Annotated in this window: 20 protein-coding genes; 12 read left to right on the forward strand and 8 right to left on the reverse strand. The window is 39.5% G+C overall.

All coding sequences use genetic code 11. The features are described 5' to 3' along the window. Positions 1-3 precede the first annotated feature (3 nt). From IGJ39_RS01665 to IGJ39_RS01680, 4 genes are all read left to right on the forward strand, one after another. Positions 4-1,056: a PTS sugar transporter subunit IIC gene (locus tag IGJ39_RS01665; RefSeq protein ID WP_065096955.1), complete on the forward strand. Its 1,053-nt coding sequence runs from the start codon at positions 4-6 to the stop codon at positions 1,054-1,056. A 137-nt stretch (positions 1,057-1,193) separates the two neighbouring features. Then, complete coding sequence (gene truA / locus IGJ39_RS01670) at positions 1,194-1,931, forward strand: tRNA pseudouridine(38-40) synthase TruA (protein ID WP_019722897.1); 738 nt, start codon at positions 1,194-1,196, stop codon at positions 1,929-1,931. Positions 1,932-2,029: 98 nt separating this feature from the next. Beyond that, complete coding sequence (msrA, locus tag IGJ39_RS01675) at positions 2,030-2,848, forward strand: peptide-methionine (S)-S-oxide reductase MsrA (RefSeq protein ID WP_019722898.1); 819 nt, start codon at positions 2,030-2,032, stop codon at positions 2,846-2,848. A 221-nt stretch (positions 2,849-3,069) separates the two neighbouring features. Then, the gene (locus tag IGJ39_RS01680) at positions 3,070-4,065 is read left to right on the forward strand and encodes an aldo/keto reductase (RefSeq protein ID WP_019722899.1); all 996 of its coding nucleotides are present in this window, start codon (positions 3,070-3,072) and stop codon (positions 4,063-4,065) included. Between the two features lie 273 nt (positions 4,066-4,338). Here IGJ39_RS01680 and IGJ39_RS01685 read toward each other — a convergent pair whose 3' ends face one another. The 8 genes from IGJ39_RS01685 to IGJ39_RS01720 form a co-directional block, all read right to left on the reverse strand. Next, positions 4,339-4,713: a hypothetical protein gene (locus IGJ39_RS01685; RefSeq protein WP_019722900.1), complete on the reverse strand. Its 375-nt coding sequence runs from the start codon at positions 4,711-4,713 to the stop codon at positions 4,339-4,341. Positions 4,714-4,732: 19 nt separating this feature from the next. Further along, positions 4,733-5,233: a signal peptidase I gene (lepB, locus tag IGJ39_RS01690; protein ID WP_019722901.1), complete on the reverse strand. Its 501-nt coding sequence runs from the start codon at positions 5,231-5,233 to the stop codon at positions 4,733-4,735. Between the two features lie 39 nt (positions 5,234-5,272). Then, complete coding sequence (locus tag IGJ39_RS01695; RefSeq protein WP_019722902.1) at positions 5,273-5,596, reverse strand: hypothetical protein; 324 nt, start codon at positions 5,594-5,596, stop codon at positions 5,273-5,275. Between the two features lie 61 nt (positions 5,597-5,657). Then, on the reverse strand, positions 5,658-7,403 hold the full coding sequence (locus tag IGJ39_RS01700) for a sortase family protein (RefSeq protein WP_019722903.1): 1,746 nt from the start codon (positions 7,401-7,403) through the stop codon (positions 5,658-5,660). A 202-nt stretch (positions 7,404-7,605) separates the two neighbouring features. Continuing rightward, a complete protein-coding gene (locus IGJ39_RS01705) occupies positions 7,606-8,319 on the reverse strand; it encodes a pilin N-terminal domain-containing protein (protein WP_019722904.1) in 714 nt (237 codons plus the stop codon). Beyond that, entirely contained in the window at positions 8,300-13,180 is a 4,881-nt protein-coding gene (locus tag IGJ39_RS01710; protein WP_438764146.1) for a SpaA isopeptide-forming pilin-related protein, read from the reverse strand. Before IGJ39_RS01710 ends, IGJ39_RS01705 begins: the two co-directional genes overlap by 20 nt. A gap of 23 nt (positions 13,181-13,203) precedes the next feature. Continuing rightward, positions 13,204-14,925: a SpaH/EbpB family LPXTG-anchored major pilin gene (locus IGJ39_RS01715; RefSeq protein WP_438764147.1), complete on the reverse strand. Its 1,722-nt coding sequence runs from the start codon at positions 14,923-14,925 to the stop codon at positions 13,204-13,206. A gap of 355 nt (positions 14,926-15,280) precedes the next feature. Beyond that, positions 15,281-16,186, reverse strand: a complete 906-nt coding sequence (locus IGJ39_RS01720) for a helix-turn-helix domain-containing protein (RefSeq protein ID WP_438764148.1) — start codon at positions 16,184-16,186, stop codon at positions 15,281-15,283. 499 nt (positions 16,187-16,685) lie between these two features. On the opposite strand from IGJ39_RS01720, the gene IGJ39_RS01725 reads away from it, so the two are divergent. From IGJ39_RS01725 to IGJ39_RS01760, 8 genes are all read left to right on the forward strand, one after another. Next, complete coding sequence (locus IGJ39_RS01725) at positions 16,686-18,248, forward strand: peptidoglycan DD-metalloendopeptidase family protein (protein WP_019723254.1); 1,563 nt, start codon at positions 16,686-16,688, stop codon at positions 18,246-18,248. Positions 18,249-18,261: 13 nt separating this feature from the next. Beyond that, positions 18,262-18,963 (forward strand): DivIVA domain-containing protein, encoded by a 702-nt coding sequence (locus IGJ39_RS01730; RefSeq protein WP_019723253.1) that lies wholly within the window; start codon positions 18,262-18,264, stop codon positions 18,961-18,963. Continuing rightward, positions 18,950-19,480, forward strand: a complete 531-nt coding sequence (locus tag IGJ39_RS01735) for a hypothetical protein (protein WP_141566836.1) — start codon at positions 18,950-18,952, stop codon at positions 19,478-19,480. The genes IGJ39_RS01730 and IGJ39_RS01735 overlap by 14 nt, the downstream gene beginning before the upstream one ends. Next, complete coding sequence (locus tag IGJ39_RS01740; RefSeq protein ID WP_019723251.1) at positions 19,477-19,629, forward strand: hypothetical protein; 153 nt, start codon at positions 19,477-19,479, stop codon at positions 19,627-19,629. The genes IGJ39_RS01735 and IGJ39_RS01740 overlap by 4 nt, the downstream gene beginning before the upstream one ends. Before the next feature lie 256 nt (positions 19,630-19,885). Continuing rightward, a complete protein-coding gene (locus IGJ39_RS01745) occupies positions 19,886-20,206 on the forward strand; it encodes a PTS sugar transporter subunit IIB (protein WP_019723250.1) in 321 nt (106 codons plus the stop codon). Between the two features lie 23 nt (positions 20,207-20,229). Beyond that, positions 20,230-20,547: a PTS lactose/cellobiose transporter subunit IIA gene (locus IGJ39_RS01750; protein ID WP_019723249.1), complete on the forward strand. Its 318-nt coding sequence runs from the start codon at positions 20,230-20,232 to the stop codon at positions 20,545-20,547. Positions 20,548-20,582: 35 nt separating this feature from the next. Further along, a complete protein-coding gene (locus IGJ39_RS01755; protein ID WP_019723248.1) occupies positions 20,583-21,836 on the forward strand; it encodes a PTS sugar transporter subunit IIC in 1,254 nt (417 codons plus the stop codon). Positions 21,837-21,960: 124 nt separating this feature from the next. Beyond that, on the forward strand, positions 21,961-22,362 hold the full coding sequence (locus tag IGJ39_RS01760; protein ID WP_019723247.1) for an MmcQ/YjbR family DNA-binding protein: 402 nt from the start codon (positions 21,961-21,963) through the stop codon (positions 22,360-22,362). The last annotated feature ends 59 nt before the right edge of the window (positions 22,363-22,421 follow it).

The following is a 22,421-nucleotide window of genomic DNA, read 5'->3' on the forward strand; positions in this document are numbered from 1 at the left end:
TAAATGGATACGACGAATAAATTAACGCCAAGAATTTTTTTGAACAAAGTATTAGCTGGAACGGCAACAGGGATCATCGTAGGACTGATTCCAAATGCTGTTTTAGGAGCTATTTTAAAGTATTTCAGTGAATATCCTGTTGCTGTGACGATCGCACAACTAGCTGTGATCTTCCAATTAGCGACACCATTGATCATTGGTGGTTTGATCGGGTTACAATTTGGGTTTAATCCGATGCAAATGATGGTAGTAGCTGGTGCTGCATTTATCGGCTCTGGTGTTGTCCGCTTTATGCCAGATCTTGGTGAAGCAGGGGTATATGTAGGATCGGGTACAGGAGATATCATCAATACCATGATCACCGCAGCAATTGCTGTTGGTCTGATCCTATTGATCGGTAACGCTTTTGGCTCGGTCGCAATCGTATTGACACCAATCGTTGTCGGTGTGGGCGCAGGTCTTATTGGGTTTTATTTATTCCCTTATGTGACAGCGATCACCTCTGCAATCGGTGAAGGTATCAATAACTTTACGACATTGCAACCTCTTTTGATGTCTATTTTGATCGGTTGTTCATTTGCCTTTTTGATCATTTCACCGATTTCAACAGTTGCGATTGGTTTAGCGATCCAATTGGATGGAGTTTCTGCAGGAGCTGCTGCTATGGGTGTTGCAGCCACAACATTTGTGTTGATCGTCAATTCTTGGCGTGTCAATAAATCAGGTGTCACGATCGCGATTGCGTTAGGTGCGATGAAGATGATGATGCCGAACTTATTCCGTAAACCGATCATCTTGCTTCCATGTTTAGTAAGTGCGGTTATCACAGCGATACCTGTCGCACTTTTCTCTGTATCAGGAACACCAGCTTCTGCGGGCTTTGGGATCGTAGGTTTAGTTGGCCCTCTTGCTTCATTAGATGCTGGACTAAATATCGTGATGGTGTTGATTTGTTGGTTCGTCGTACCAGTAGCGGCTGCTTTATTTACGCAATTGGTATTTGAAAAAGTCTTGAAACTTTACGACCGGGAAGAAGTCTTCAAATTCTTAGGTTGATCAAAATTATAAAAGAAAAGAACGCAAAACAGAGAAATCTCTGGATTGCGTTTTTTTTTGAGAAGAAGATGGTGTTATCTGCTATACTGACACTAAATGAAAACAATGGATCATTTGATCCAATAGAGGGAGAATACATGAGAAATATAAAATTAACGATCGAATATGATGGAAAAAGATATTCTGGTTGGCAACGACTTGGTAATGATGAAAAAACGATCCAAGGAAAGATCGAAGCGATCATTTCGCAAATGACCGGTGAAACGATTGAGATTATCGGTTCTGGTCGAACAGACGCTGGAACACACGCCAGAGGTCAAGTAGCTAATTTCAAAACAGCTAGTACAATGAGTCGAATGGAGATGCTGGATTTTCTTAATCGTTATTTGCCAAGAGACATTGTGGTAAAAAAAGTGGAAGAAGTACCTGAACGTTTTCATGCTAGATATAATGCAAAAGGGAAAAAATATAGTTACTACGTTTGGAATGCTCCAATTCCAACAGTGTTTGAAAGAAACCATAGTTTTGATTATCCGAAGGCACTTGATTTGGCGAAAATGGAAGAAGCTTGTCGGAAACTAGAAGGAAAACATGATTTTATTGGATTTTCAGCATTGAAAAAAACAAAAAAATCAACAGTACGTACAATTGAAGAATTATCGATCCAACAAGAAGGCAATATGCTTCATTTTACATTTGTAGGAGATGGTTTTTTGTATAAAATGGTACGGATCTTAATGGGAACGATTTTAGATATTGGTTCAGGTAAAGCTGATTTATCTTTGATCGATACGATTTTTGAAACGAAAGTCAGACAGCAAGCAGGCGAGACAGTTCCCGCACATGCGCTTTTTCTAGATGAAGTGTATTATTAAGAGATGTTAAATGATTCCAAGAAAATAGGGGAAAAGCAATCTCAGCTTTTTCCTGTTTCCTTGGATCGACAGTGGACACTTTGGGAGGGGGAGACCCGATGAAGAAAGAGGAAGAAATCACCACTCTCTACAATTTGATTTTAAACCCAAATACGCGAGACTGGGAGCGGCAACAACTAATGACAGCGAAAGAAGAGTTAGCAACTTCTGTTTCTCTAAAAGAGGTACTTGAAAAGTTGGAAGTTTCTTTGCGACCATTGGCTTTACGACAAAATCTAACTCCAGATGTCATGGATTTCTATTTGCAGATGGTCGGTGATCCGTTAGGAGAAGTGCGGTATGATTTTTCTAAACACGAACTGACAGATCCGACAGTTCAAGAACGGGCAGTGTTTGCTGGCGGTTGTTTTTGGTGTATGGTAGAGCCTTTTGAGCAAAAAGCAGGGATTGTTTCTGTGATGTCTGGGTACACAGGCGGGCAGTTTGATTCCCCTAATTATGACCAAGTCAGTGGCGGCTATACCGGTCATGTGGAAGCAGTGGAGATCATATTTGATAAGCGAGTGATCAGTTATCAAGAGCTAGTCGAGATTTACTGGCAAGTAACGGACCCGACGGATGAATTTGGACAATTCCAAGACCGCGGAGAACAATATCGTCCAATCATTTTTGTTCAAAATGAAGAGCAACAAAAAACTGCTGAAGCGTCGAAACAAGCATTAAGCGCATCAGGTCGCTACAGAAAACCGATAGTTACAGCTATTTTGCCAGCGACAGCTTTTTGGCCGGCAGAAAATTACCATCAGCAATTTTATCGGAAGCAACCAAAGCGTTATAAAAAAATAAAACAGACCCGCCGTCAATTAGCATTTTTGCAAAGAATGACGCACAATTGGAGAAAAAAATCCAAGAAATAAATAAGTTAACACAATTATGATAGCGTTTTCCCTAAGAGCTGATGCATCACCTGCGAGTAGACGAGGATACATGCGTACTTGAAATAGAGAGGGATCAAAAAGCTGGGTTAGTAGTCATCTGCTATCCTTGAAAACTAAAAAACGGCATTCCAGAAGTAACTCCTTATTTTTTCGGAGTGGAAGACTTCTGTGATAATCATAAAAAATAAGGAGTGAATGAAATGTATGTAGCTGATAAAACGCGTTACGAAAACATGGAGTATCGTAAAAGCGGTCAATCCGGCTTAAAGCTGCCCTTACTGTCTTTAGGGTTATGGCAAAATTTTGGGGAATATGATCCCATCAGCAATCAGCGGGAAATTTTAAGGGGGGCTTTTGATTTAGGCATCACCCATTTTGATCTAGCCAATAATTATGGTGGGCCTGCTGGAGCAGCTGAAACAAACTTTGGGCGACTTTTCAAAGAGGATTTCAAATCCTATCGAGATGAACTGATTATCTCTAGTAAAGCAGGCTATTATATGTGGGATGGCCCTTACGGCGATTGGGGGTCTCGTAAGTCGATCATTGCCAGTTGTGACCAGAGTTTGCAACGTATGGGTTTGGACTATGTGGATATTTTCTATCATCATCGTCCAGATCCTGAAACACCTTTGGAAGAAACCGCAGAGGCATTGATGCAATTAGTTCGACAAGGAAAGGCCCTTTATATCGGTATCTCTAACTACAATGGAGCGGACACACAGCGAATGGCGGAAATTTTACGCAAAAAAGATGCACCTTTCGTGATCCATCAAATGCGTTACAATCTGTTTTCAAGAGAATTACTTGAGACGGACTTAGTACCTGTTCTTGCTGAAAATGGACTAGGTGCAATCACGTTTAGTCCATTGGCACAAGGCTTGTTAACGAATCGCTACTTACATGGTATTCCTGAAGATTCACGTGCGCATCGAAAAGAAATCCCTTTTCTTTCAGAAGAGCAGATTGCACCGACACTACGTAAAATCACACAGTTACAAGAAGTGGCGGAAGCGAGAGGACAAACCTTGGCTCAGATGGCATTGGCGTGGAATGTGCGACAACCATCAGTGACAAGTGTCTTAGTCGGTGCTAGCCGTTTGAGTCAGTTGCAGGAAAGTGTCAAAATGAAAGATAATCTCGTCTTTGCACCAGAAGAACTAGCAACGATCGAAACGATTTTGGCAGAAAATTAACGTGTGAGAAAATCACATGGAAGTGGATACAACAAAAGCAAGCGTGTCTGGTGTATTAGCCCTCATGCATATTCTAAAACCGAATAAACGGTGGAAACAGGAGTAACTTCTTCGAAAATAAGGCGCCATCCACAAAAATGTGAAAAACCATTTTCGTGGATGGCGCCTTATTTCTCGAGGCTAAACACCTCTGTTTCGACCTCCTCTTGATTCTGCTAGCGTATCTTGTATTTGAGAGGTGATGTAGGGACAGACTGCGCAGCTTGTTTTTCTTCACTTCTTTTTTACTTGGTACAATAGCTTACCTTCTTGTTCTTCTAAAGTGAAGGTTTTATCGTCTTGCTTTTTTTGTTCCTTTTCTATTTGTTCCAAATTCGTTTCCGACGCAGCAGAAGGAGCCTTAACATACAACATACGTCCATTCTCTCCGGTTTGTATTAAAGATTCGGGGGACGAGTGGCTATCGGTTCCTGTTTTGTTTTCCGACACTATCGCTGTTTCTAGTGTTAGCTCACTTATTTTTTTTGTGAATGGTTCATGTAGTTCTTCCTCAGTTTCCAAATCAATCTCTTCCGCTAATGGTAGTTGATAAATTTCATCTAATAAACTTTTTGAGAAAAACCAGCCATCCTTCTTGTTTTTACCCATAGCTTTTCAACACTTCCTTTTATTTAAAAATAACTTTTCCTAGTATTCGAGAATGACTGACAAGACCAAATGTCCGGCTATCTTCAGAAATATCCGGATTATCGCCTAAAACAAAATAGGTGTTTTCGGGAAGATAGGTCAAATGGTTCATTTGCGCAACTGCTTCTGGACTCAGCCGAAAAATCTCTGTAGGAGAATGTGGCTCGTTTCCCAAATGCAAGGTCAGTTCATTCTCATGTACTTTTATGGAATCTCCTGGGATTCCGATGATTCTTTTAACGATTTCATCCGTAGAGGATCGCTGAATAGCGATGATGCTATAACGTGTAAGTGACGAAAACTTGTCCACGATCACTATGTTGCCGTTGACTAAAGTATCCTCCATCGATGTTCCAGTAACTTGATGAAAGTGATAGCGATGAAGTGAATAAGTAAAAACGACACATAAAAGCAGACATATGAAGATATATGGTCCTTTCTTTTTCTTTTTTTGAAGTTGACCATTCGCCCAGATATACAAGAAAACAGCCCCCTTTTTTTACTTGATTGGTCCTTTTGGTTATTCCAAACGATTTTTTAGTTCTTGGACCTGTTCAACCAACTCGAGAAGGGTCTGATGGTCATTTATTCGTGCATTTTCTAGTTCAAATAGCATGTAGACGCAAAACGCCAATGCAATAGTTAGCAAACTGTTGATGATCAAAAGATAAAAAAATTGTTTTTTCAATAATTTCAGTTCATAAATACTGATTTTTTTATATAGAAGCGGTTGATCGCCGGCTGTCTTTTTTAGCAAAATCAATCTCACTTGTTTTATCATTTGGATTCCCAAGAAAAATAAAATAGCCAACACAACAAGGGATAAGATACTGTTGACAAGCATCAGTCATGCCTCCTTTATAAGTGGTTCTTTTGAAGATGGTTTATCCAGTGGAGCAAAGCATTTATACAATATGGAACAACAGTATCGGAACCAATAAGAAAAAAACGATCGGGATCAAGGTCTGTAATGGTTCGGCGACGATCTTAGATGCCACGGACATTGACCAAGAATTAATGGGATGGACGGGAGAGTCTGCGAGAATCGTGCCATCTATGTTTGTACGGTTTTTTTCTAAGCCTAATTGTGCTAATTCAGTAGCAGATAATGTGTTTAGACTTTTCACACTACTTAAATTCCCTTGAACGACTCGGCGAAAACGTGTGCCGATGTCACCTTCACAACGCACTAAAGTGATCATAGCTTGTGGAGCTTCTTTTTTGATTTCGAGTAACTCGATCTCTGTATCAACGACGACATCGTTGTAACTCACTTCATAGATAAATAGCTCGTTGAAATCCGTCGCATAGATCTTTGCATTGAGACGAAGTTGAGCGATTTGATGAAGCAAGACATTTTGTTCAAATACATTATGTGATAAGAGGACATAATTTCCTTTACCGAGTTGTTGATTTTGCGTGTAAGTGGCTACGCCATTCATCAAGTTGTCATTATTCATACCGGCAAGTATCGGTAAGTCAATCGCCACTTCTGGGATCATTATTTTTCCGATGCCCCAGTCATTGATGCTTTGTTGGTAATTGATCTTCGCTTTGGAAAAGTTACTGAGATTGACACTCGCAATGTCGATTTCAGAGTAGTTAGCTTCCGATATTTTTGGCAAGTTGAACGTTGAAAGGTCTGTATTTTGTCCTATATCAATGATCGCCATTTCTTGTTGTTTCTGAATTTGTGTATAGCCATAGATTCCGACACTTAGTAAAGCAACCATTGAAAGAACTAAAGTAATAAAGAGTCCTTTGGTCAAGAAATAAAGGCGAAGCAATTTTTTTCTGGATTTTTCTTTGACAAAGGGATCTTCAGAGCGGAAGCGTTTGACTAGATAACGAAAACGAACAATAAGTAGGAGAGCGATAGTGAAACAAACACTGAAAGAGCCTAATACAATGGTTTGGTAACTCCAAAAATTTCGTTTTTCAACTTGTCGATTAACGGCTTCGTTATAAGGGATCCGGACACCATTTACTAATAATCGATACGTATTGATTCCTGGTGGCGTACAAGTCAGTAAGGTGACCATATCCTTTCCAGGGATGATTTTGGCTTTATTGACTTCAGTCGGCAAGACTTCTTCAAAGGATTCGATTTGATAAGCGAGGCGCTCGCCTAGAATCGTGAGAAAGAATAGATCGCCAATTTGAAGATGGATGATATCAGTAAATAGAACTTGGTTCTGGATACCGCTATGACCAGTGATGATCGACCGTGTGTTTTCACCGCCTACTGGAATCGAACTCGCTTCGTAATGACCTAAGCCACGATTAAGTGTCAAAAAATCAGTGCCGTGATAAAAAGGCATGGTTTCGATTGCCAAAGCGGGAATGTCTAGTGTACCCATTACCCCAGCGGTATTGATCAATGTTTGGTACTCAATTTCATCGAAATCAACCAAGTCTCCTTGTTGTTCTTTATAAATCAATTCATTGTAACGTTTTGCTTGCTCGAATTTATGCCCTAATTCATCTTCCGTTAGCTGTTCTAATGCTTGATGATAATTGATGGAAGCAGTACTACGTTCACGATTTGCGAGATAGTTAGCAAAAATCGGATAGATCAAAGTGAGCGTTCCTAAAATGATCAATAGAATAGCAAAGAACAAAAGAACAGATTTCTTTTCTTTTTCAATCAAGGTTGTTCACCTCATTTTCATTTCTTTATTTTGTTTTTAGATTTGCGAAAAAAGCAAAGTCAGTGATCTTTTCTGCTTTCGGAAATGCAAAAACAAGAGTTGTAAAAAATTCTGAAATAAGCGGAAATCCACAAAAATCAACACTCGATTCTTGTGAATTTCTTCTTACTTCTTAGGTTAGAAACAATTGGTTCTAGACTGTTTAAGGCTTTTTTTTCCCTTTTGGTTTAAAATTCACGATTGTGACGATTCCTAGTAAGATGATCAATGCCAGTGTAAAATAAACCGGAAAAAGTGAACCGAGATTCCCACTTGTTTGTGGAATCCTTTTTGTAGTTGCTTGCCCTTGTTTCGGTGTAGTCGATCTTGGAGTAGCTCCTTCTGTAGGAGAGACGACCACGCTTGATTTTGGATAAATAAACAACTGATCTAAACGAGTGCCATCGGCAGTGATTGCTGGTAATTGGACAACGACTGGCTCAGCTGGGGAAGACAAAGCATCGTTTGCAAGTTCGGTGACTTCATAGAGTCCTTCAGTCAATGGAATAGTCGCTTGCCCGTTTGAACCCGTAACGATTTCGATCGGTTCAAAACTTGGGATTTCCGTAAAAGGATCACTGGCATCATTACTCGGTGTGACCTTCTTGATTTGATAACGAATCCCAGGGAAGGGGGTCAATGCCTTTCCCTGTTCGTTAGTTAACCCCGTTTCTAAGGAGCCAGTTGGTTCAGAAGGAAGTAGGTGATTATCAAGATCCTGCTCTGAAAGCTTATATTTTACAATGGTTAATTGGAAGGCTTCTTCTGCATATACCACAGAAGTAGACCATTTTCCGTTTGAACCACCAAAGAGGAATAGTAGAACCAACAGGAGGCGAATACATAAAATGGAGCAATCAGCTTTTCTTGGATTCATCGTTATTTCCTCCTATTTTTTTTCGCTTCATTTCCTCCAATTGGTATTTTGTACCTAATCCGATTAAACCAATCAGGGATAAACTAGCAGCTGCGATGAGGACCCGTTGCATGATCGAACTGTTCCCGGCAAAGGGTAATTCAGTGATCCGTTCATCTTCGGCAAAGAGGTGAACGATCGTGTTGTTTTCATCCAATGTGACCTCGATTTTTTGTTTCAATAATTCATAACCATCAGGTGCTGTTGTTTCAATCAACTCATACGTACCGAAAGGAACTTCTTCAAAATGAATACGCCCATTCGCATCAGTTGTCTTCGTTTCGATGAGCACACCTGTTTCTTTGTCTTGAAGGACAAACTCAGCGCCAGCCAGTTTATTTCCTCCAATCAATTGATTTTCGTCATTGATATCTGGTTGATCATCCTGATCATCATCTACAGTGGTACCTGCTTCTAACTTATACAAATAAATCTCTCCAAGTGTACTGACAAGCCCTAGATTCAAATAAGGAATATGATAGATAGAATCATCTGTCGTGATCATTCCCGGTAAATTGGCTAAAGGTTCAGCGATATACTCATTGGTTCGGAAGGTGGTTTGATTTGCTTTTGAGTTGATGGAAGGATCTTCACCAACCATTGGTATCGTTACTGCAACTTCTTTTCGTTCGATTTGATCGCCGATTTGGAATTCTACTACATAGGTTCCTTCTGGTAGATAATTAAAACTGTAATGACCATTTGCATCTGTTTTTAGTGTGGAATTTCCGTTGCTGTCAACAAATGATGTTCCTTTCAAGTTATGCTCGACCAACTGATCGGCTACTTCGCTTGGGTGAGTCAGGCTTGTTCGATAGAGTTTGACAGGAATATTTGCTAGCTTTTCCTCGCCATCATCGGCTAGACCATCGCGATCTTCGTCTAACCATACGAATCCGCTCAACTCTCTGCCATATACTCGGGTAATGGTTTCTTGTGAATGGACCGGTAAGTCGATTTGCGCATTCATATGGGCGGTATTTCGATATTGGTCACCCGGTAATTGGTCAACTGGTTGGACGGTGATGGAGAGAGTGACCGATTCACCAATCGGAACAGTTGGTTTGGTGATCATAAAACCTGTGGCATATTTGATTTCTTCGTCAGGTGTCGAACCGGGTGTGTATTCCGTCCATGTAGCAAGATCGATCTCATTTGGGTTCGTCTCATCTTCTATTGGTTCGGTGGTGTAATACATCGTATATCCTTCTGTGTCGACATCTACTGAAAGAACTTTTAGCGTGCCATGGAAAGAAGAGCCACGAGAATCACCGTTATACGGTAAGATATCCATCAGACGAAAATCTTGAGCTGGCTGTAAGGCACTGTTAGCAGAAGTGATCGAATAAGTGAATGAAGTATCAGCATCCGCTTCGGTCAAAGGATTCATTTCTTGATTTCCTGTTTCGATTACTGTCTTATCCACTGTTTTAGTAATTACTAGTTTTTGGGATAATTCAGTAATAAATTGATCTTGCGAAGAACGAGTTTCTTCAGTACGGATATCAAAAATATCTGGTGTATCAGATGTCCACATTTCTCCAACTGTTTGGATAACAAGGGGGGACGTTAATCCCATATTGTTAAATGTCAATTCTGAGATATCACTCATTGCTTGGAAATTAACCTCGGTACCGGTAGCCAGAGAAGAATTGGGAAAGACCCAACGTAACGTTGTTGTGCCATCTTCGTTTGTGGTGATCACGGGATCAGGTAACGGATTGTTGTGGGCATCTTTAGACGAGCCGAACAGATAATGGATCCCTCTTGGTAAGGTGGTATTCAGGGCGCTATCATACGAAGTTTCTTCGGCACCAGTAAGTAATCCTCTGACTTTAATATCGATCTTCTCTTCTGTTTGATACAGAGACTTGCTTACTTCTGTATTTGTATCAATACCAAAGTTCAATATAAATGCATTAGTTCCTACAAAAGGAGCATAAGCATTTAGTGAGGTATTATATGGTGATAGAATATCGCTACCATCCGCTTCCCAAGTCGCTGGTATAAATGTAATATTGTCTGGTACACTTTGTTTGACCACGGTTCCTGCACTATTTTTTATTCCAAATATAGATAAATGAACATAGGGATTGTTTTCTTCATCGAAAGGACCTGGCTGACCAATAACTCTCACTGGAATCCCATTCCAAGTAGAAAATAATCCTTCATTTATATAGTAGCTAAAGCGTGCGGCACTGATTGTTCCAGCAGCCTGTGCTTCCTGTGACGTTTCGTACCAAGTGTATTGAGCAGCTACAGCATCTAAATTTGAATGGGTAAGGTTCGGCATAGCATTTCCATTATTGCGAACACCATAAGACAAATAATGACGATTAGAGTAATCTGGTTCATATCGTTGAGTATAAGGTTGCCTAGTATCATCATATTCAAAACCATTCGTATTCCATTGGAAGATCTGTTCGGTAGTGGAGTTAGGAGGATGGTATTCACTAATGAACCATCCTCCTAAGTAGGTTTCTTGTCCTCTCATCAGTACTGGTTGTCCAATATTATAACTCCAAATGCTATAACCCATATCTTGATTTGTTGCTACCGTTCTTCTCCCTGTATCGGGGTCAGGTTCCCCCAAATCAACGATATTCGGACCACCTGTCATGGGTCCTGAAGGTGGAGCGTAGTTACTGAAATTCAATGTGGTATTATTTTCTGACACTTGTCCATCATAGCTAATAGTAGGGATACTTAAGTGTAAAGTATAATACTCCCAAGCATTCGCCTCTCCTAATGCATGTAATTTCGCGTCATCCCAATTGAAAATAAATTCTGTACTGATAAATGTATCGTTTGAAAAAGTAGTCCCTGATGTAGTATATGTGTAAGGATTTTTTGAGCCAGTATAATTTGAGATTTCCCAAGTTTCTTTGTAAGATCCTAATTCGATTGACACATTTCCTGAATTGTATACCCCAATTGCCGTTCGATCGCCAGAAGGTTCAGAAAAGTAAAGGGCTTCCGTATCTCCATTGGGGATTTGGATTGGATAGATGAGGCGTGTTGGATCAAAGGTCGCCGTATATGGACTTCCGGCGGTAGTTGCTTGCCAATTTGCTTCTGACCGATCCGTATGGGTAACCGAATAAAAACGTGTTTGTGCAGCATCATATTCATCCTTACTAACTGGTGTAACCGTGTCGCCTGAAACACTAGTGACTTCTTGGACAAGATCAAAGGAAATCGGGCCTTCTGGGTAGGCGGAGCCACGTAGATCTCCGGTAATTCTTTCTGGTAAACGCTCCAAATTGATGACTAAACCAATGTTGTAAACCAAATCTGTATTTGTTGCATTAGGATCATAGATTTGATAGGTTGTTTGTTCGCCACGAACAAGTTGAGCAGTGATTGACGGTTTGGAAGAAACCGTTGTTTCAGGCACATTCAATTCGGAAAGATGTTCTTTTGTATACGTTTGATTAAAGGTTTCGGTTTCGCCTGTATCGACATTCACTGCATCAATAATCTGTAATTTGAAAGTTGGTTGTATGACTGTACCTTGCTTTGCCCCAAACACATTGATAACGATAGGAACAAATACTTGTCCAGATGCGCCAATCGTTGATTCCATGATTCCTTCAGAGAGTTTCGAACCATCACCAACGCCGCTGTCTGCATAAGTCCCATTGGCAATTTCTCCATTAATAAACGGCGCATCATTGATCAAGGTAGTCGCGTTAGGCAATGTGCTAACGACACGATAGCGGATATTCGTATAATGATCAGTCGCCAATGTTTGGATAGAAAAACCAAGTCGGTATAAGATTTGATCGTTGGAACGGACGATATTATTATCCGGAGAACTATCATACCCAGGTGCATCATGGGAATCAAAACTATCTGTTCCAGTTGCCATCGTTAACTTCGCATCTTTAATCGTGATGGGACTACTTGCTAGTTCTTCCATTGTGTGGAGTTCTTCGGTCAATAACTTAGGGGTAATGATGGAATCTTCCGCAGGAAACTCTTCTTCAAGAAGTTCTTCCATTGTTAAATCGGTTTCTTTCGTTTCAACCACTAAGACATTGTCCTCAGCGATGGCTTCCTCAAATGGAGGAAGTGTGGTGTCGCTGGCTTCCTCTTGTCTTTCAGTTTGTTCTGTTTGCTCCTCGTAGTCTGCTTTTTCAGAAGAAAGTGTCGTTTCTTCAGTGATGGATTCAGCAGTTTCTTCTACTGTTACATCAGATGAAATTAACCATTGAAATAGCGTTTGATATTGTTGAGAATAGACATCCGTTAATACGATACTCATATCTTTCATTGGTTCTCGAAAAACGAGAGTGACTGGCTGATCTTTGACTAAACGTAAGTAAATAGTCGCTTGTTCCGAGGTCTCGTCGGATGTCACACCAATCACATCACTTACTTCTGCCGGTTCAACCATAGTAACAAGGGAATCGGCCATGGTCTCGGTAGTTGAGGTGGTAGTTGTTTCTGTCGTTTCTAGACCAATGCCTAGACGAGCCAGCTCCTCTTCTTGAACAAAATCTTCGGTGGTATAGATCGGGATGGTTTGCTCCTGTTCCTCATTTAAGGTAGTGATTGTATAATCCGTACTAGATGGAAGAACGAGTAAACGATTTTCGCTACTTCTGATCGTGACCATTGCCGGGTCGTCAGAAATTTGTGTATCTTTGGTCAAATATGTCTGATCGCTATTAATGACTTCGACTAAATTTGCTTCTTCTTTGGCTCGAAGAGGACCACCTACAATAACGACTTTAGCGATTATACCAAGGATAATCGCTAAACCAATCACTATTAGAATAGGAGGTTTTACTTTGAGTCTAGAAAATCTAGTATTCATTGCAGTCTCCTTTCACTCTGGACTTACGTCTGTTTTCGCTTTTTCTGGATAACGACAACTGTTGTACCAACAATGATGGCTGCAAGTGCAATCGCGATGATCAGATTTCTTCCTATACCGCCAGTAAAAGGCAAGCTTGTTTGCGGTTTGTTAGTGACTCTCAGCTCAATCGATGCATCATCTGCGGTCGTTAAATCGACAGTTACTCTTTGGGCGGCCTTCAATAATTCATAGCCTGTAGGCGCTTGGGTTTCCACTACCCAATAATCGCGTGCGACTTCGCTGTTTTCGACATAGTTATTATTATTGGCATCTGTCCAATCTAAAGCTAATCCATCAAAAGTAGCGTGGCCATTTGCATCAGAAGTCGAAGTTAAGAAAGTGACCCCTGATGGTAAATTGGCATCTTCTGCATAGCTATTTCCATTACTAGCAATGAAAATTTTATTGTTCGCATTACTTTCCGAGATGGCAATTTTGAATTCAGCGCCAGCTAAACCAGTCCCGCTATTTTCTGAAATTTTCTCGATATCAAAGCCACCAGTATAGTATTTCGGGTTCGTCGTTTCTGGTGGTGTCGTACTTTTTGGTCGTTGGCCTGGAAGTTGATGATTGACGGTAAAGGTATTTTCAACAATATTGTTCCAATATTCTGGAACATGCGTAGTAAGCATCGTACGGATATCGGTATAGCCATTTGCGACTGATCCAGCTTTGATGAGACCAGCTTCTGTCAAAGTAGTTGTCAGTCTATTTGTCTCAGCATCAAATGAGACCGTATAATCGGCAGGCGCCAAGTCTGTCCATTCACCACCAGCTTGTCTCACTTGCATTTTTGCGCTATCTGGAATATAGGTTAAATCACTATTTAGTTCGTCTACCATTGAGAAATTTGGTTGTAATAGTCCGCTAGAATCTCGATAAACAATGGGTTGGCCAGCGACCATTTCAACAGTGTCCACCGCCTGTCCGGCAGCATCTAAAATGTCGATCGTCCCAGTTTGACTGGCGATTTGCCAGAGACCAGCAGGGATATTGGTAGTTAGCTCCCATCGAAAGGTTTGCCCAGCTTGAACAGAATCGCCTTTTTCATCATTGATTGTTTTGTCAGGATGCAATAAATCTTCTAAAATATTCTTTGGTTCAACTTGTACATCATAGATCAATGAAGATAGATCGGTACGACTGGTTTGCGGAATATGCACAAAGAAAGGATAAACCGCTGTTTCGATTTTTTTTCCATCGGTTGCAGCTAAATTTGCGCCTGTACGTTCATCAGGTAATTCAGTAACTAAATAGATGCCATCATTGGCTCGACCAATGCCTAAGTCAAGCGTTGCTTTTCCGCTTGTGTCAGTTGTAATCGTCTGGGCGTTGAAAGTGGGGTCGATTTCGTAATCGGTACCCAATTGTTGTTGTTTTGGATCAGTTAAAGAGCTACCACTTGGTAATTTTCTCACCCGTTCCACTTTGAAATTGATTCCTGGTATCAACTCTCTATCTGGGTTGGTGATAGTACCATCTCCTCGTGGTTCTAACTCGCTGAAGTCAGTGATCGCATACTTCCAAATCGTTAAGCTTCGCCTAGATGTTTCATTAGCAATTGCGTTATCAACTGTTTCAGCTAAGGCGATTGGTGCATGAGTTAGTCGCAATGAATGGTCAATAGAAGGTAGACCGATTGATAAAAGTGTCGTAGCAAATACTAATTTCGATAATGTCTTTATTATGGATTTCTTCTTCATTTTCTCCCTCCTCAACTATCAAGTAATACATGTCCAAATGTATGCGTACGTTAGATTTACTGAGTGATTGAACATGTACGCTTGGTTACATACATAGCTCAAGAGTAGAGGATGAAAATGATTTCCAAATCAAAAGTTTCATAAATGATACTTTTATCATTAAAATAAGGTGAATTTATAATGATAAAACAGTTAACTGGATTTTGCTAAATGAGTGTACTAAATAAAATATTCGTGTCAATGAAACATCGGATTTACTGAAAAAAAGTGAGCAAATTTAGCTTCTAAGTAGATGAAAAAAACAATCAGACTAATGGCTATAGAAAGCGTAGTCTGATTGAATAGTTGATCGAAATTACTCGGACATTTGTGCAATGACCTCCACTTTTTCCCATAAGGTATGGAGTGTTTTGATTTCGAATACACCTTTTTGTTCGTCTCTAAAGACATAGGCAATGATTTTTTGTAATCGGGTATATTTTTTTTTTCCTCGTTCAAATTCTCCGTTAAGTGTTAGTTTTGCGGCATACAAGAATAATCGCCAAATCCGAAAGCGATAATTGAAACGGTGAGGTGTTCGCTTCAAAATAAATGTCGTTGCAATAGTGACATTGCTTTTACGACAAGAATCTAAGGCTGTTTCGTAATACCCAAAATACAATAGATCCAAGACTAAGGGGTCTAATACTTCTTCATGATTCGTTCTGCGGTATAAAAAGCGTTTAAAAAAATAATCATATTCTTCAAAATTAAGCGTTTCCGTAATTGAAGAAAAAAGTTTAAGTTCGATGTTTGTCCATAGATCAATCCCATTTAAATAAGTTTTTACTTGTTGGATCAATGTTTCGTATTCTTGACAATCGCCAATGAACTTGCTGTGGATTAGACCAGCGCGCCAATATACATATTGATAACCTAAACCATCGGTTTTAACAAATTGGTCTAACGCTTGCGTTTTTATTTTTGCAATCTCAAGATAATCAAACGTAGCAAGGGCTTCAGCCAACTGGTTTTCTAGAATTTTAGAACCTTGTTTGATCAAAGGGATGACTTCTTCAAATTCCGTTAATTCGATTCCAAGAATGTCAATGATTTTTAGAAAATTGGTCAGACTGATTTCGCCTTCTCCGCGAACAAAGCGATAATAAGTAGGTCTTGTGATGCCTGTAGCAAAAATCGTTTTTGTGGAAATCTTTTTTTCTTTTCTAATATCATTCAATAATTCCCCCAAAGCAAGAGGCGTGTTTACATTGTTGATCACCGGATTCACCCTTTCTTTTATCTTTTTAATTAAAAATGTTATTTAATTTTTAAAATAAGTTATGTTTTTATTCGGAGGATAAATATCCCTCTAATTATTTTATATATAAATATTATAATGATAAGGTAAATTTGTTTTTAAATTTATTTTTAGATAACATTTAACATTTTGTTAATGTTATTAAAAAATAATATTTAATTATCTTAAGTGTAAATTTTTTTGATGTAGTGATAAAGTTATTTGCTTATGAATGAATCGACCAGTTTTCAAGTTAAGAAAATTTTAAGAATTAATGCATCATTCTGCTTTCTGTGAAAATTTGTACAAAAAATTCTTAAATCGTACCTCATAAATCGTAGAAGAGTGTCATATATGAAACTCTCTGTCACCGTAGAGCTATTACAGTTTAGGGTAAGGATAATTAAGCTATCAGCTGCTTGTATGTAGGAGATAAATAGGATCGCTGAAAATCAATGATTTAGTAAAAGGGGTAATTTTTATGGAAAAGGAAAAAATCTTATATAAAAATGGCAAGAAAATAATTATTAGGAGTACGAGTATCACAAAGCGTAATGTTTACAAAAGAAAGATTGCAGGGGCATTGATGGTCCTTGGCACGGTAGCAAGTAGTTTTAGTCATAGTATTGCTTCTGCTGATCAAATCATCACGAATACGCTTGAAATAGAAGAGACCCCTAGTCCGTCAATCGATGAGATGGTCTTGTCAGAAACGACCACGAACTCAGATAGTGATCTACTTGAAGCGGAAGAGGAGGGAGAGGTATCTAAAGAAGATCTTGAAGTGATTCCTCCTTCACCTGTCCCAGAGATGCCACATCAACCGGCACCAGAGACCTACCCGCAACCATCTGTACCAGAAACACCCAAGCCGCCAATACCAAGACCGCCAACAATAACACCTGAGACGCCAACAACGCCTCCACCGACAGGATCAGAAACCAATGTTAGTGAGGGCTCTGGCATAAATGATGTTGGGTCAGTTCCGATTCAAACGGAACCCGAGGGGGAAGCATGGAGGTCTACATCTGAATCATCTTTAGAAGCGGTACCTATTGAGGCGGTGCCAACTGAAACGGGAGAAAGTGTAACGGAAACCAAAGGACCGACTGCCCGAACCGAACAGAGTAGTACCTTTTTTAGAGGTTTTTCTACCAATACGACTACGGAAGCTTTTATTCAAGAAATTGCGCCGGGGGCTAGAAAAGTTGCTTTAAGCAACGATCTATATGCGTCTGTGATGATCGCTCAAGCCATTTTAGAATCGGGTAGTGGAAGTAGTCAATTAAGTTCATCTCCTCATTATAATCTCTTTGGAATAAAAGCTTACACCGAGGAAGATTCGGTGGAATTTTTAACACAAGAAGATGATGGGACAGGAAACTTATACACGATCAGTGCACGTTTCAAATCTTATGAATCCTATGAAGAGAGCTTTTTAGATTACGCCAAATTATTACGAGAGGGATTAACGCACGATGCTGATTTCTATTCAGGTGTCTGGCGTTCGAATACTTCTTCCTATCAAGATGCTACAAGGTTTCTAACGGGCAGATATGCCACAGACACGTCCTATTACCAAAAATTAGATGCGTTGATCGATGTCTATGACTTGGAAAAGTTTGATATTGAAATCGATGAACTAATGATGGGCGAAAACGGATTTATCAACCCGTTGGAACACTTTACGATTACGAGTCACTACGGTATGAGGGGCGCAGAGTTCCATCGGGGGATCGATTTAGCTGCCAATGCCGGAGCGCCGATCTTTGCCAGTGAAGCAGGGACAGTTATAAAATCCGAATATCACGCTTCGTGGGGAAATGTCATTTCGATACGTCATGAGAACGGATTATTTACATTGTATGCGCATCAAAGTGTCAATGTTGTTGAGCCAGGGCAAGTGGTTCAAAAAGGGGAAGTAATCGGTTTTGTGGGTTCGACGGGAAATTCTACAGGACCACATTTGCATTTCGAGTTATCGACAGATGCCAGTATGGAACAACGATTTTTAATCGATCCGCTTGAAATCATGCGACTATGAAAAGGAGGAACCTATGAACTTTAATGCAGAGCAATTAAGGAAGATCACTTTCCCCACGGTTTCTCTCGCGGGGTACAAAAAGCAAGATGTAGATGATTTTTTGACACACGCAGCAAATGATTATGATGCGATGAAAGAGACCAACACAGAATTAGAGAAAAAAATGACACTTGCTGAAAATCAAAAAGAGAATTTAGTAAAAGTATTTGAAAAAGAAAAAAGTGATTACTTGGCTGAGATCAAAGAATTAAACGCTAAATTGAATGAAGCAAGTAAAGATGAAAGAGACGTGCATGCCAAAAAAAGAAGTTTTGAAAATGCCTTGATCATTGCGCAAGATGCAGCGTTGAAAATTGAAGAAAATGCTGAATTAGAAGCCAGACGTCTGGTGGGAGAAGCAAGGGCTGAACAAGAAAATATTCTCAAAGAAGCAAAAATCGAAGGGAATAATATCAAAGCCGAAGCCTATAATTTATTAGCTGAAGTAAATGGAAAAGTCAGTGAAGCGAACACTTATTATGAAGAACAGATGACGAAGCTAGAAAATGAAAAAGAAAAAAGGACCAAAGAAATCATGCAGTTGGAAAGGGAAGCGAATAACGTTCGCTTGCAAATCATTTCAGAATATCAACGTGCCATCAATAATTTGTCTGAGGGGAAATGGCAAAACTGGATAAATGCAGTCAAACAAACGGTTAGTGATGGCAGTGAATAGTTCAGACCACCTTTCGACTTCCCCTACTTTCACCACGAACTTAGTCGGAGGATATAATAAAGCAGAAGTTGACTCTTTGTTGGAAAAACTAAAGGGAGAACAGGAAGCAATGAATCATAGGATTCAAGAGCTAACCCGTGAGAATACAAAGAAAACAACAGAATTGATCAATTTGATCCAAGCCAATGCGACCGTTTCTTCTATATTAAAAGAAAAAATGACTAAGATAAATGTGTTAGAAAAGTCTTCCCCGACCAAACAGACTGAAAAGTTAACGGATACGATTCAAACCACCCAAGCAAAAGAAGCACTGTCTATTGAAAAAGAAAGCATCCATTGTTTGAAGAACGAGTTGAAACAGAGGCTGCATGAATTCGAAGATTTTCGAACAAGGAATATCGAAGCATGGCGCCATTCGATGGCTCTGCTGAATGAAGAGATAAACGAAAGTACAAGGAAACATGAGAGGGATGTTGGATTAGTTCAGCAAAAAAAAGTTTGGAGGTTGAAGAGGTGACAGGATTCGATAAAAACGTATGGGCTTACAAACGACAAAAATTAGAAGTCTTGGCTAAGAAACGTGTTACTTCTATAGAAGTATTACAAGAATTGAAATTTATGAAAAGAATCGATACGATTGAATCAAAAAATAAATCAACGAAGTAACTACTTGTTGATTTTTCTAGCAAACAATCATTGAAATCCACCAAGTGAGGAGTAGCCATACTTTTTACTTGGTGTTTTTTGTACTCTGTTCTCTCTTTTTGCACACTAAAAATAGTGTGCGATACGAAAATTAGAGTGTGCTTGATAAAAAAACAACATGAAAACCCTTTTATACCAACTTGATAAAGCGATTTCAAAGTTGGCACGATACTTGCATTATATAAAAGTGTAAGAAGAAGAAAAGGAAGTGTTCACAATGGAAAAAAGAACAATCATGCTTGTCTGCTCTGCAGGAATGAGTACAAGTTTATTAGTGACAAAAATGCAAAAAGCAGCAGAAGAAAAAGGCGTAGAAGCGGATATCTTTGCAGTTTCAGCATCAGAAGCTGATAACCAACTAGAATCAAAAAATATAGACGTTTTATTATTAGGGCCACAAGTACGTTTCATGCAAAGTCAATTTGCTGAAAAACTAGCACCAAAAGGGATTCCGTTAGATGTTATCAACATGCAAGACTATGGCATGATGAACGGGGCAAAAGTATTGGAACAAGCAGAATCATTGATCAATAAATAAAAACAGGAAAAAGAGGGAAGAAAATGGAAGATCAAAAAAATTTAGAAGCGATCATGGGCTTGATCATGTTCGGCGGCAACGCAAAAAGCGATGCAATGGAAGCGATTGCTGCTGCGAAAAAAGGTGACTTTGAATTAGCAGATGCAAAAATCAAAGATGCAGAAGAATCATTGGTCCAAGCACATCATTCGCAAACAGGATTATTAACACAAGAAGCGCAAGGGGAACACATGGAAGTTACTTTGTTGACCGTTCATAGTCAAGATCATTTGATGACATCGATCGCGTTCACAGATTTAGCAAAAGAAATCATTGATCTATACCGTCGTATAGAGGCTTAAATAAAAGTTTTTTAAAGGAGAAAAGAGGAAAAGATATGGATAGCTTTGTAGCATTTATGGAGAAACACTTTATACCAGTCGCATCAAAAATCGGTGCGCAACGCCATTTAGTGGCCATTCGTGACGCTTTTATGGTCAGTATGCCATTAATGATCTTAGGCGCTTTAGCTGTAATGATCAATAACTTGCCGATCCCTGGATTCCAAGAATTGATGAATTCGATTTTTGGTGGTGAAGCATGGAAAGGATTCGGTGCGGCTGCTTGGAACGGAACGTTTGCGATTCTTTCTGTTTTGATTGCGTTCTTATTAGCTTATCATTTAGCAAACGGTTACCGTAAAGATGGCGTATCTGCCGGAGTGATCTCATTAGGTTCATTCTTCGCACTAGGCGGCGCTTTAGGTATGAGCTCAAACGGATTATTTATTGCAATTATTGTCGGAATTATTTCAACAGAGATTTTTGTTCGTTTAAGTGGAAATGAAAAATTGATCATCAAAATGCCAGACGGAGTGCCACCAGCAGTAGCAAAAGCATTTGCGTCATTATTACCAGCAATGATCACGATCTCATTTTTTGCACTAATCGCTGCAATTTTTGCAGCATTCGGTGTTGCTGATATTGTCGGAGCATTCTACACAGTGGTTCAAGAACCATTTATGGGTCTTGCTAACTCTTACCCATCTGCATTATTGCTTGCATTTATTACACCGTTCCTTTGGTTCTTCGGATTACATGGAGCAAACATGGTCGATCCATTGATGCAAACCATCAATGCGCCGGCGATCCAAGCAAACGTCGAAGCGATTGCTAACGGTCAAAGTGCACCATTTATCGTCAACAAACCTTTCTTTGATAGCTTTGTCAATTTAGGTGGTACAGGTGCGACACTAGGATTACTGATTGCGATCTATTTAGTAGGACGTAGAAACAAACCTTATATGGTCGTAACGAACTTATCGATTGCACCAGGAGTATTCAATATCAACGAACCAACAATGTTTGGTCTACCAATCGTTTTGAATCCAGTGATGTTTATTCCATTTATTTTAACACCAATGGTTTTAGTAACTGTTGCGTACTTTGCGACATCAACAGGACTTGTACCAGCAGCTACAGTAATGCCACCATGGGTAACACCACCAGTGATCGGCGGATTTTTAGCAACAAACAGTCTTTCAGGCGCAGTGTTATCTGCGGTCAACTTACTGATTTCAATTCTGATCTATCTACCATTTGTTAAAGTAGCAACGATCCAAGAAATGAAAAAAGATGCATTGAACGCGTAAGAAATAAAAAACGGAGAGCAAGTGATTGCTTTCCGTTTTTTTTGTTACTACTGTTATCATTGCTATTTTTTAGAAAGCAACGTATAGTTTTTGTAAGCATTTTATTTGAATAGGAGGATAGCGTATGAATACAACAGATATTCAAAAAAGGATCGAACGATTCCAAGCATATGGGAACACACTTCCAGGAGCTAGGGTATATTTTCGTGAAGATTGGGAAACGCTTTATTTTGATTTGGATGGTAAACAGTTTGGGATGATGAGTCCAGAAGCGAATGAAAAAGCATTGATCACGTTAAAACATTTTCCAGAAAAAAACGAGGAATTACGAACGATGTACCCTGAGATCATTATACCTGGTTACTATGCCAATAAGAAACATTGGAATTCGATCATGTTAGGCAAAGATGAATTGTCAGACGAGGAAATCGAGAAAATGATTTTGATTTCTTATGAATTGGTACTAGCTAAATTCGCTAAAAAGAAACAAGAAGAAATCAAAAACTCAGTGATAGAAAGTGATTGAAAGCTTGAAGGGACATCCATCATTTTCTAGTCGATGAAAAAGGTCTGGAAATAGGGGCA

The organism is Enterococcus sp. AZ140, from assembly GCF_051714405.1.
Taxonomy (GTDB): domain Bacteria; phylum Bacillota; class Bacilli; order Lactobacillales; family Enterococcaceae; genus Enterococcus_B; species Enterococcus_B pernyi.

Bases quoted from the DNA above. Each gene is read 5' to 3' on its own strand.
- IGJ39_RS01755 (WP_019723248.1), top strand. From the start codon at position 20,583: ATGGATAGCTTTGTAGCATTTATGGAGAAACACTTTATACCAGTCGCA.
- IGJ39_RS01760 (WP_019723247.1), top strand. From the start codon at position 21,961: ATGAATACAACAGATATTCAAAAAAGGATCGAACGATTCCAAGCATAT.
- IGJ39_RS01680 (WP_019722899.1), top strand. From the start codon at position 3,070: ATGTATGTAGCTGATAAAACGCGTTACGAAAACATGGAGTATCGTAAA.
- IGJ39_RS01705 (WP_019722904.1), bottom strand. From the start codon at position 8,319: ATGAATCCAAGAAAAGCTGATTGCTCCATTTTATGTATTCGCCTCCTG.
- IGJ39_RS01730 (WP_019723253.1), top strand. From the start codon at position 18,262: ATGAACTTTAATGCAGAGCAATTAAGGAAGATCACTTTCCCCACGGTT.
- IGJ39_RS01745 (WP_019723250.1), top strand. From the start codon at position 19,886: ATGGAAAAAAGAACAATCATGCTTGTCTGCTCTGCAGGAATGAGTACA.
- IGJ39_RS01750 (WP_019723249.1), top strand. From the start codon at position 20,230: ATGGAAGATCAAAAAAATTTAGAAGCGATCATGGGCTTGATCATGTTC.
- IGJ39_RS01715 (WP_438764147.1), bottom strand. From the start codon at position 14,925: ATGAAGAAGAAATCCATAATAAAGACATTATCGAAATTAGTATTTGCT.
- truA (WP_019722897.1), top strand. From the start codon at position 1,194: ATGAGAAATATAAAATTAACGATCGAATATGATGGAAAAAGATATTCT.
- IGJ39_RS01695 (WP_019722902.1), bottom strand. From the start codon at position 5,596: ATGCTTGTCAACAGTATCTTATCCCTTGTTGTGTTGGCTATTTTATTT.
- IGJ39_RS01710 (WP_438764146.1), bottom strand. From the start codon at position 13,180: ATGAATACTAGATTTTCTAGACTCAAAGTAAAACCTCCTATTCTAATA.
- IGJ39_RS01735 (WP_141566836.1), top strand. From the start codon at position 18,950: ATGGCAGTGAATAGTTCAGACCACCTTTCGACTTCCCCTACTTTCACC.
- IGJ39_RS01685 (WP_019722900.1), bottom strand. From the start codon at position 4,713: ATGGGTAAAAACAAGAAGGATGGCTGGTTTTTCTCAAAAAGTTTATTA.
- msrA (WP_019722898.1), top strand. From the start codon at position 2,030: ATGAAGAAAGAGGAAGAAATCACCACTCTCTACAATTTGATTTTAAAC.
- IGJ39_RS01725 (WP_019723254.1), top strand. From the start codon at position 16,686: ATGGAAAAGGAAAAAATCTTATATAAAAATGGCAAGAAAATAATTATT.
- IGJ39_RS01665 (WP_065096955.1), top strand. From the start codon at position 4: ATGGATACGACGAATAAATTAACGCCAAGAATTTTTTTGAACAAAGTA.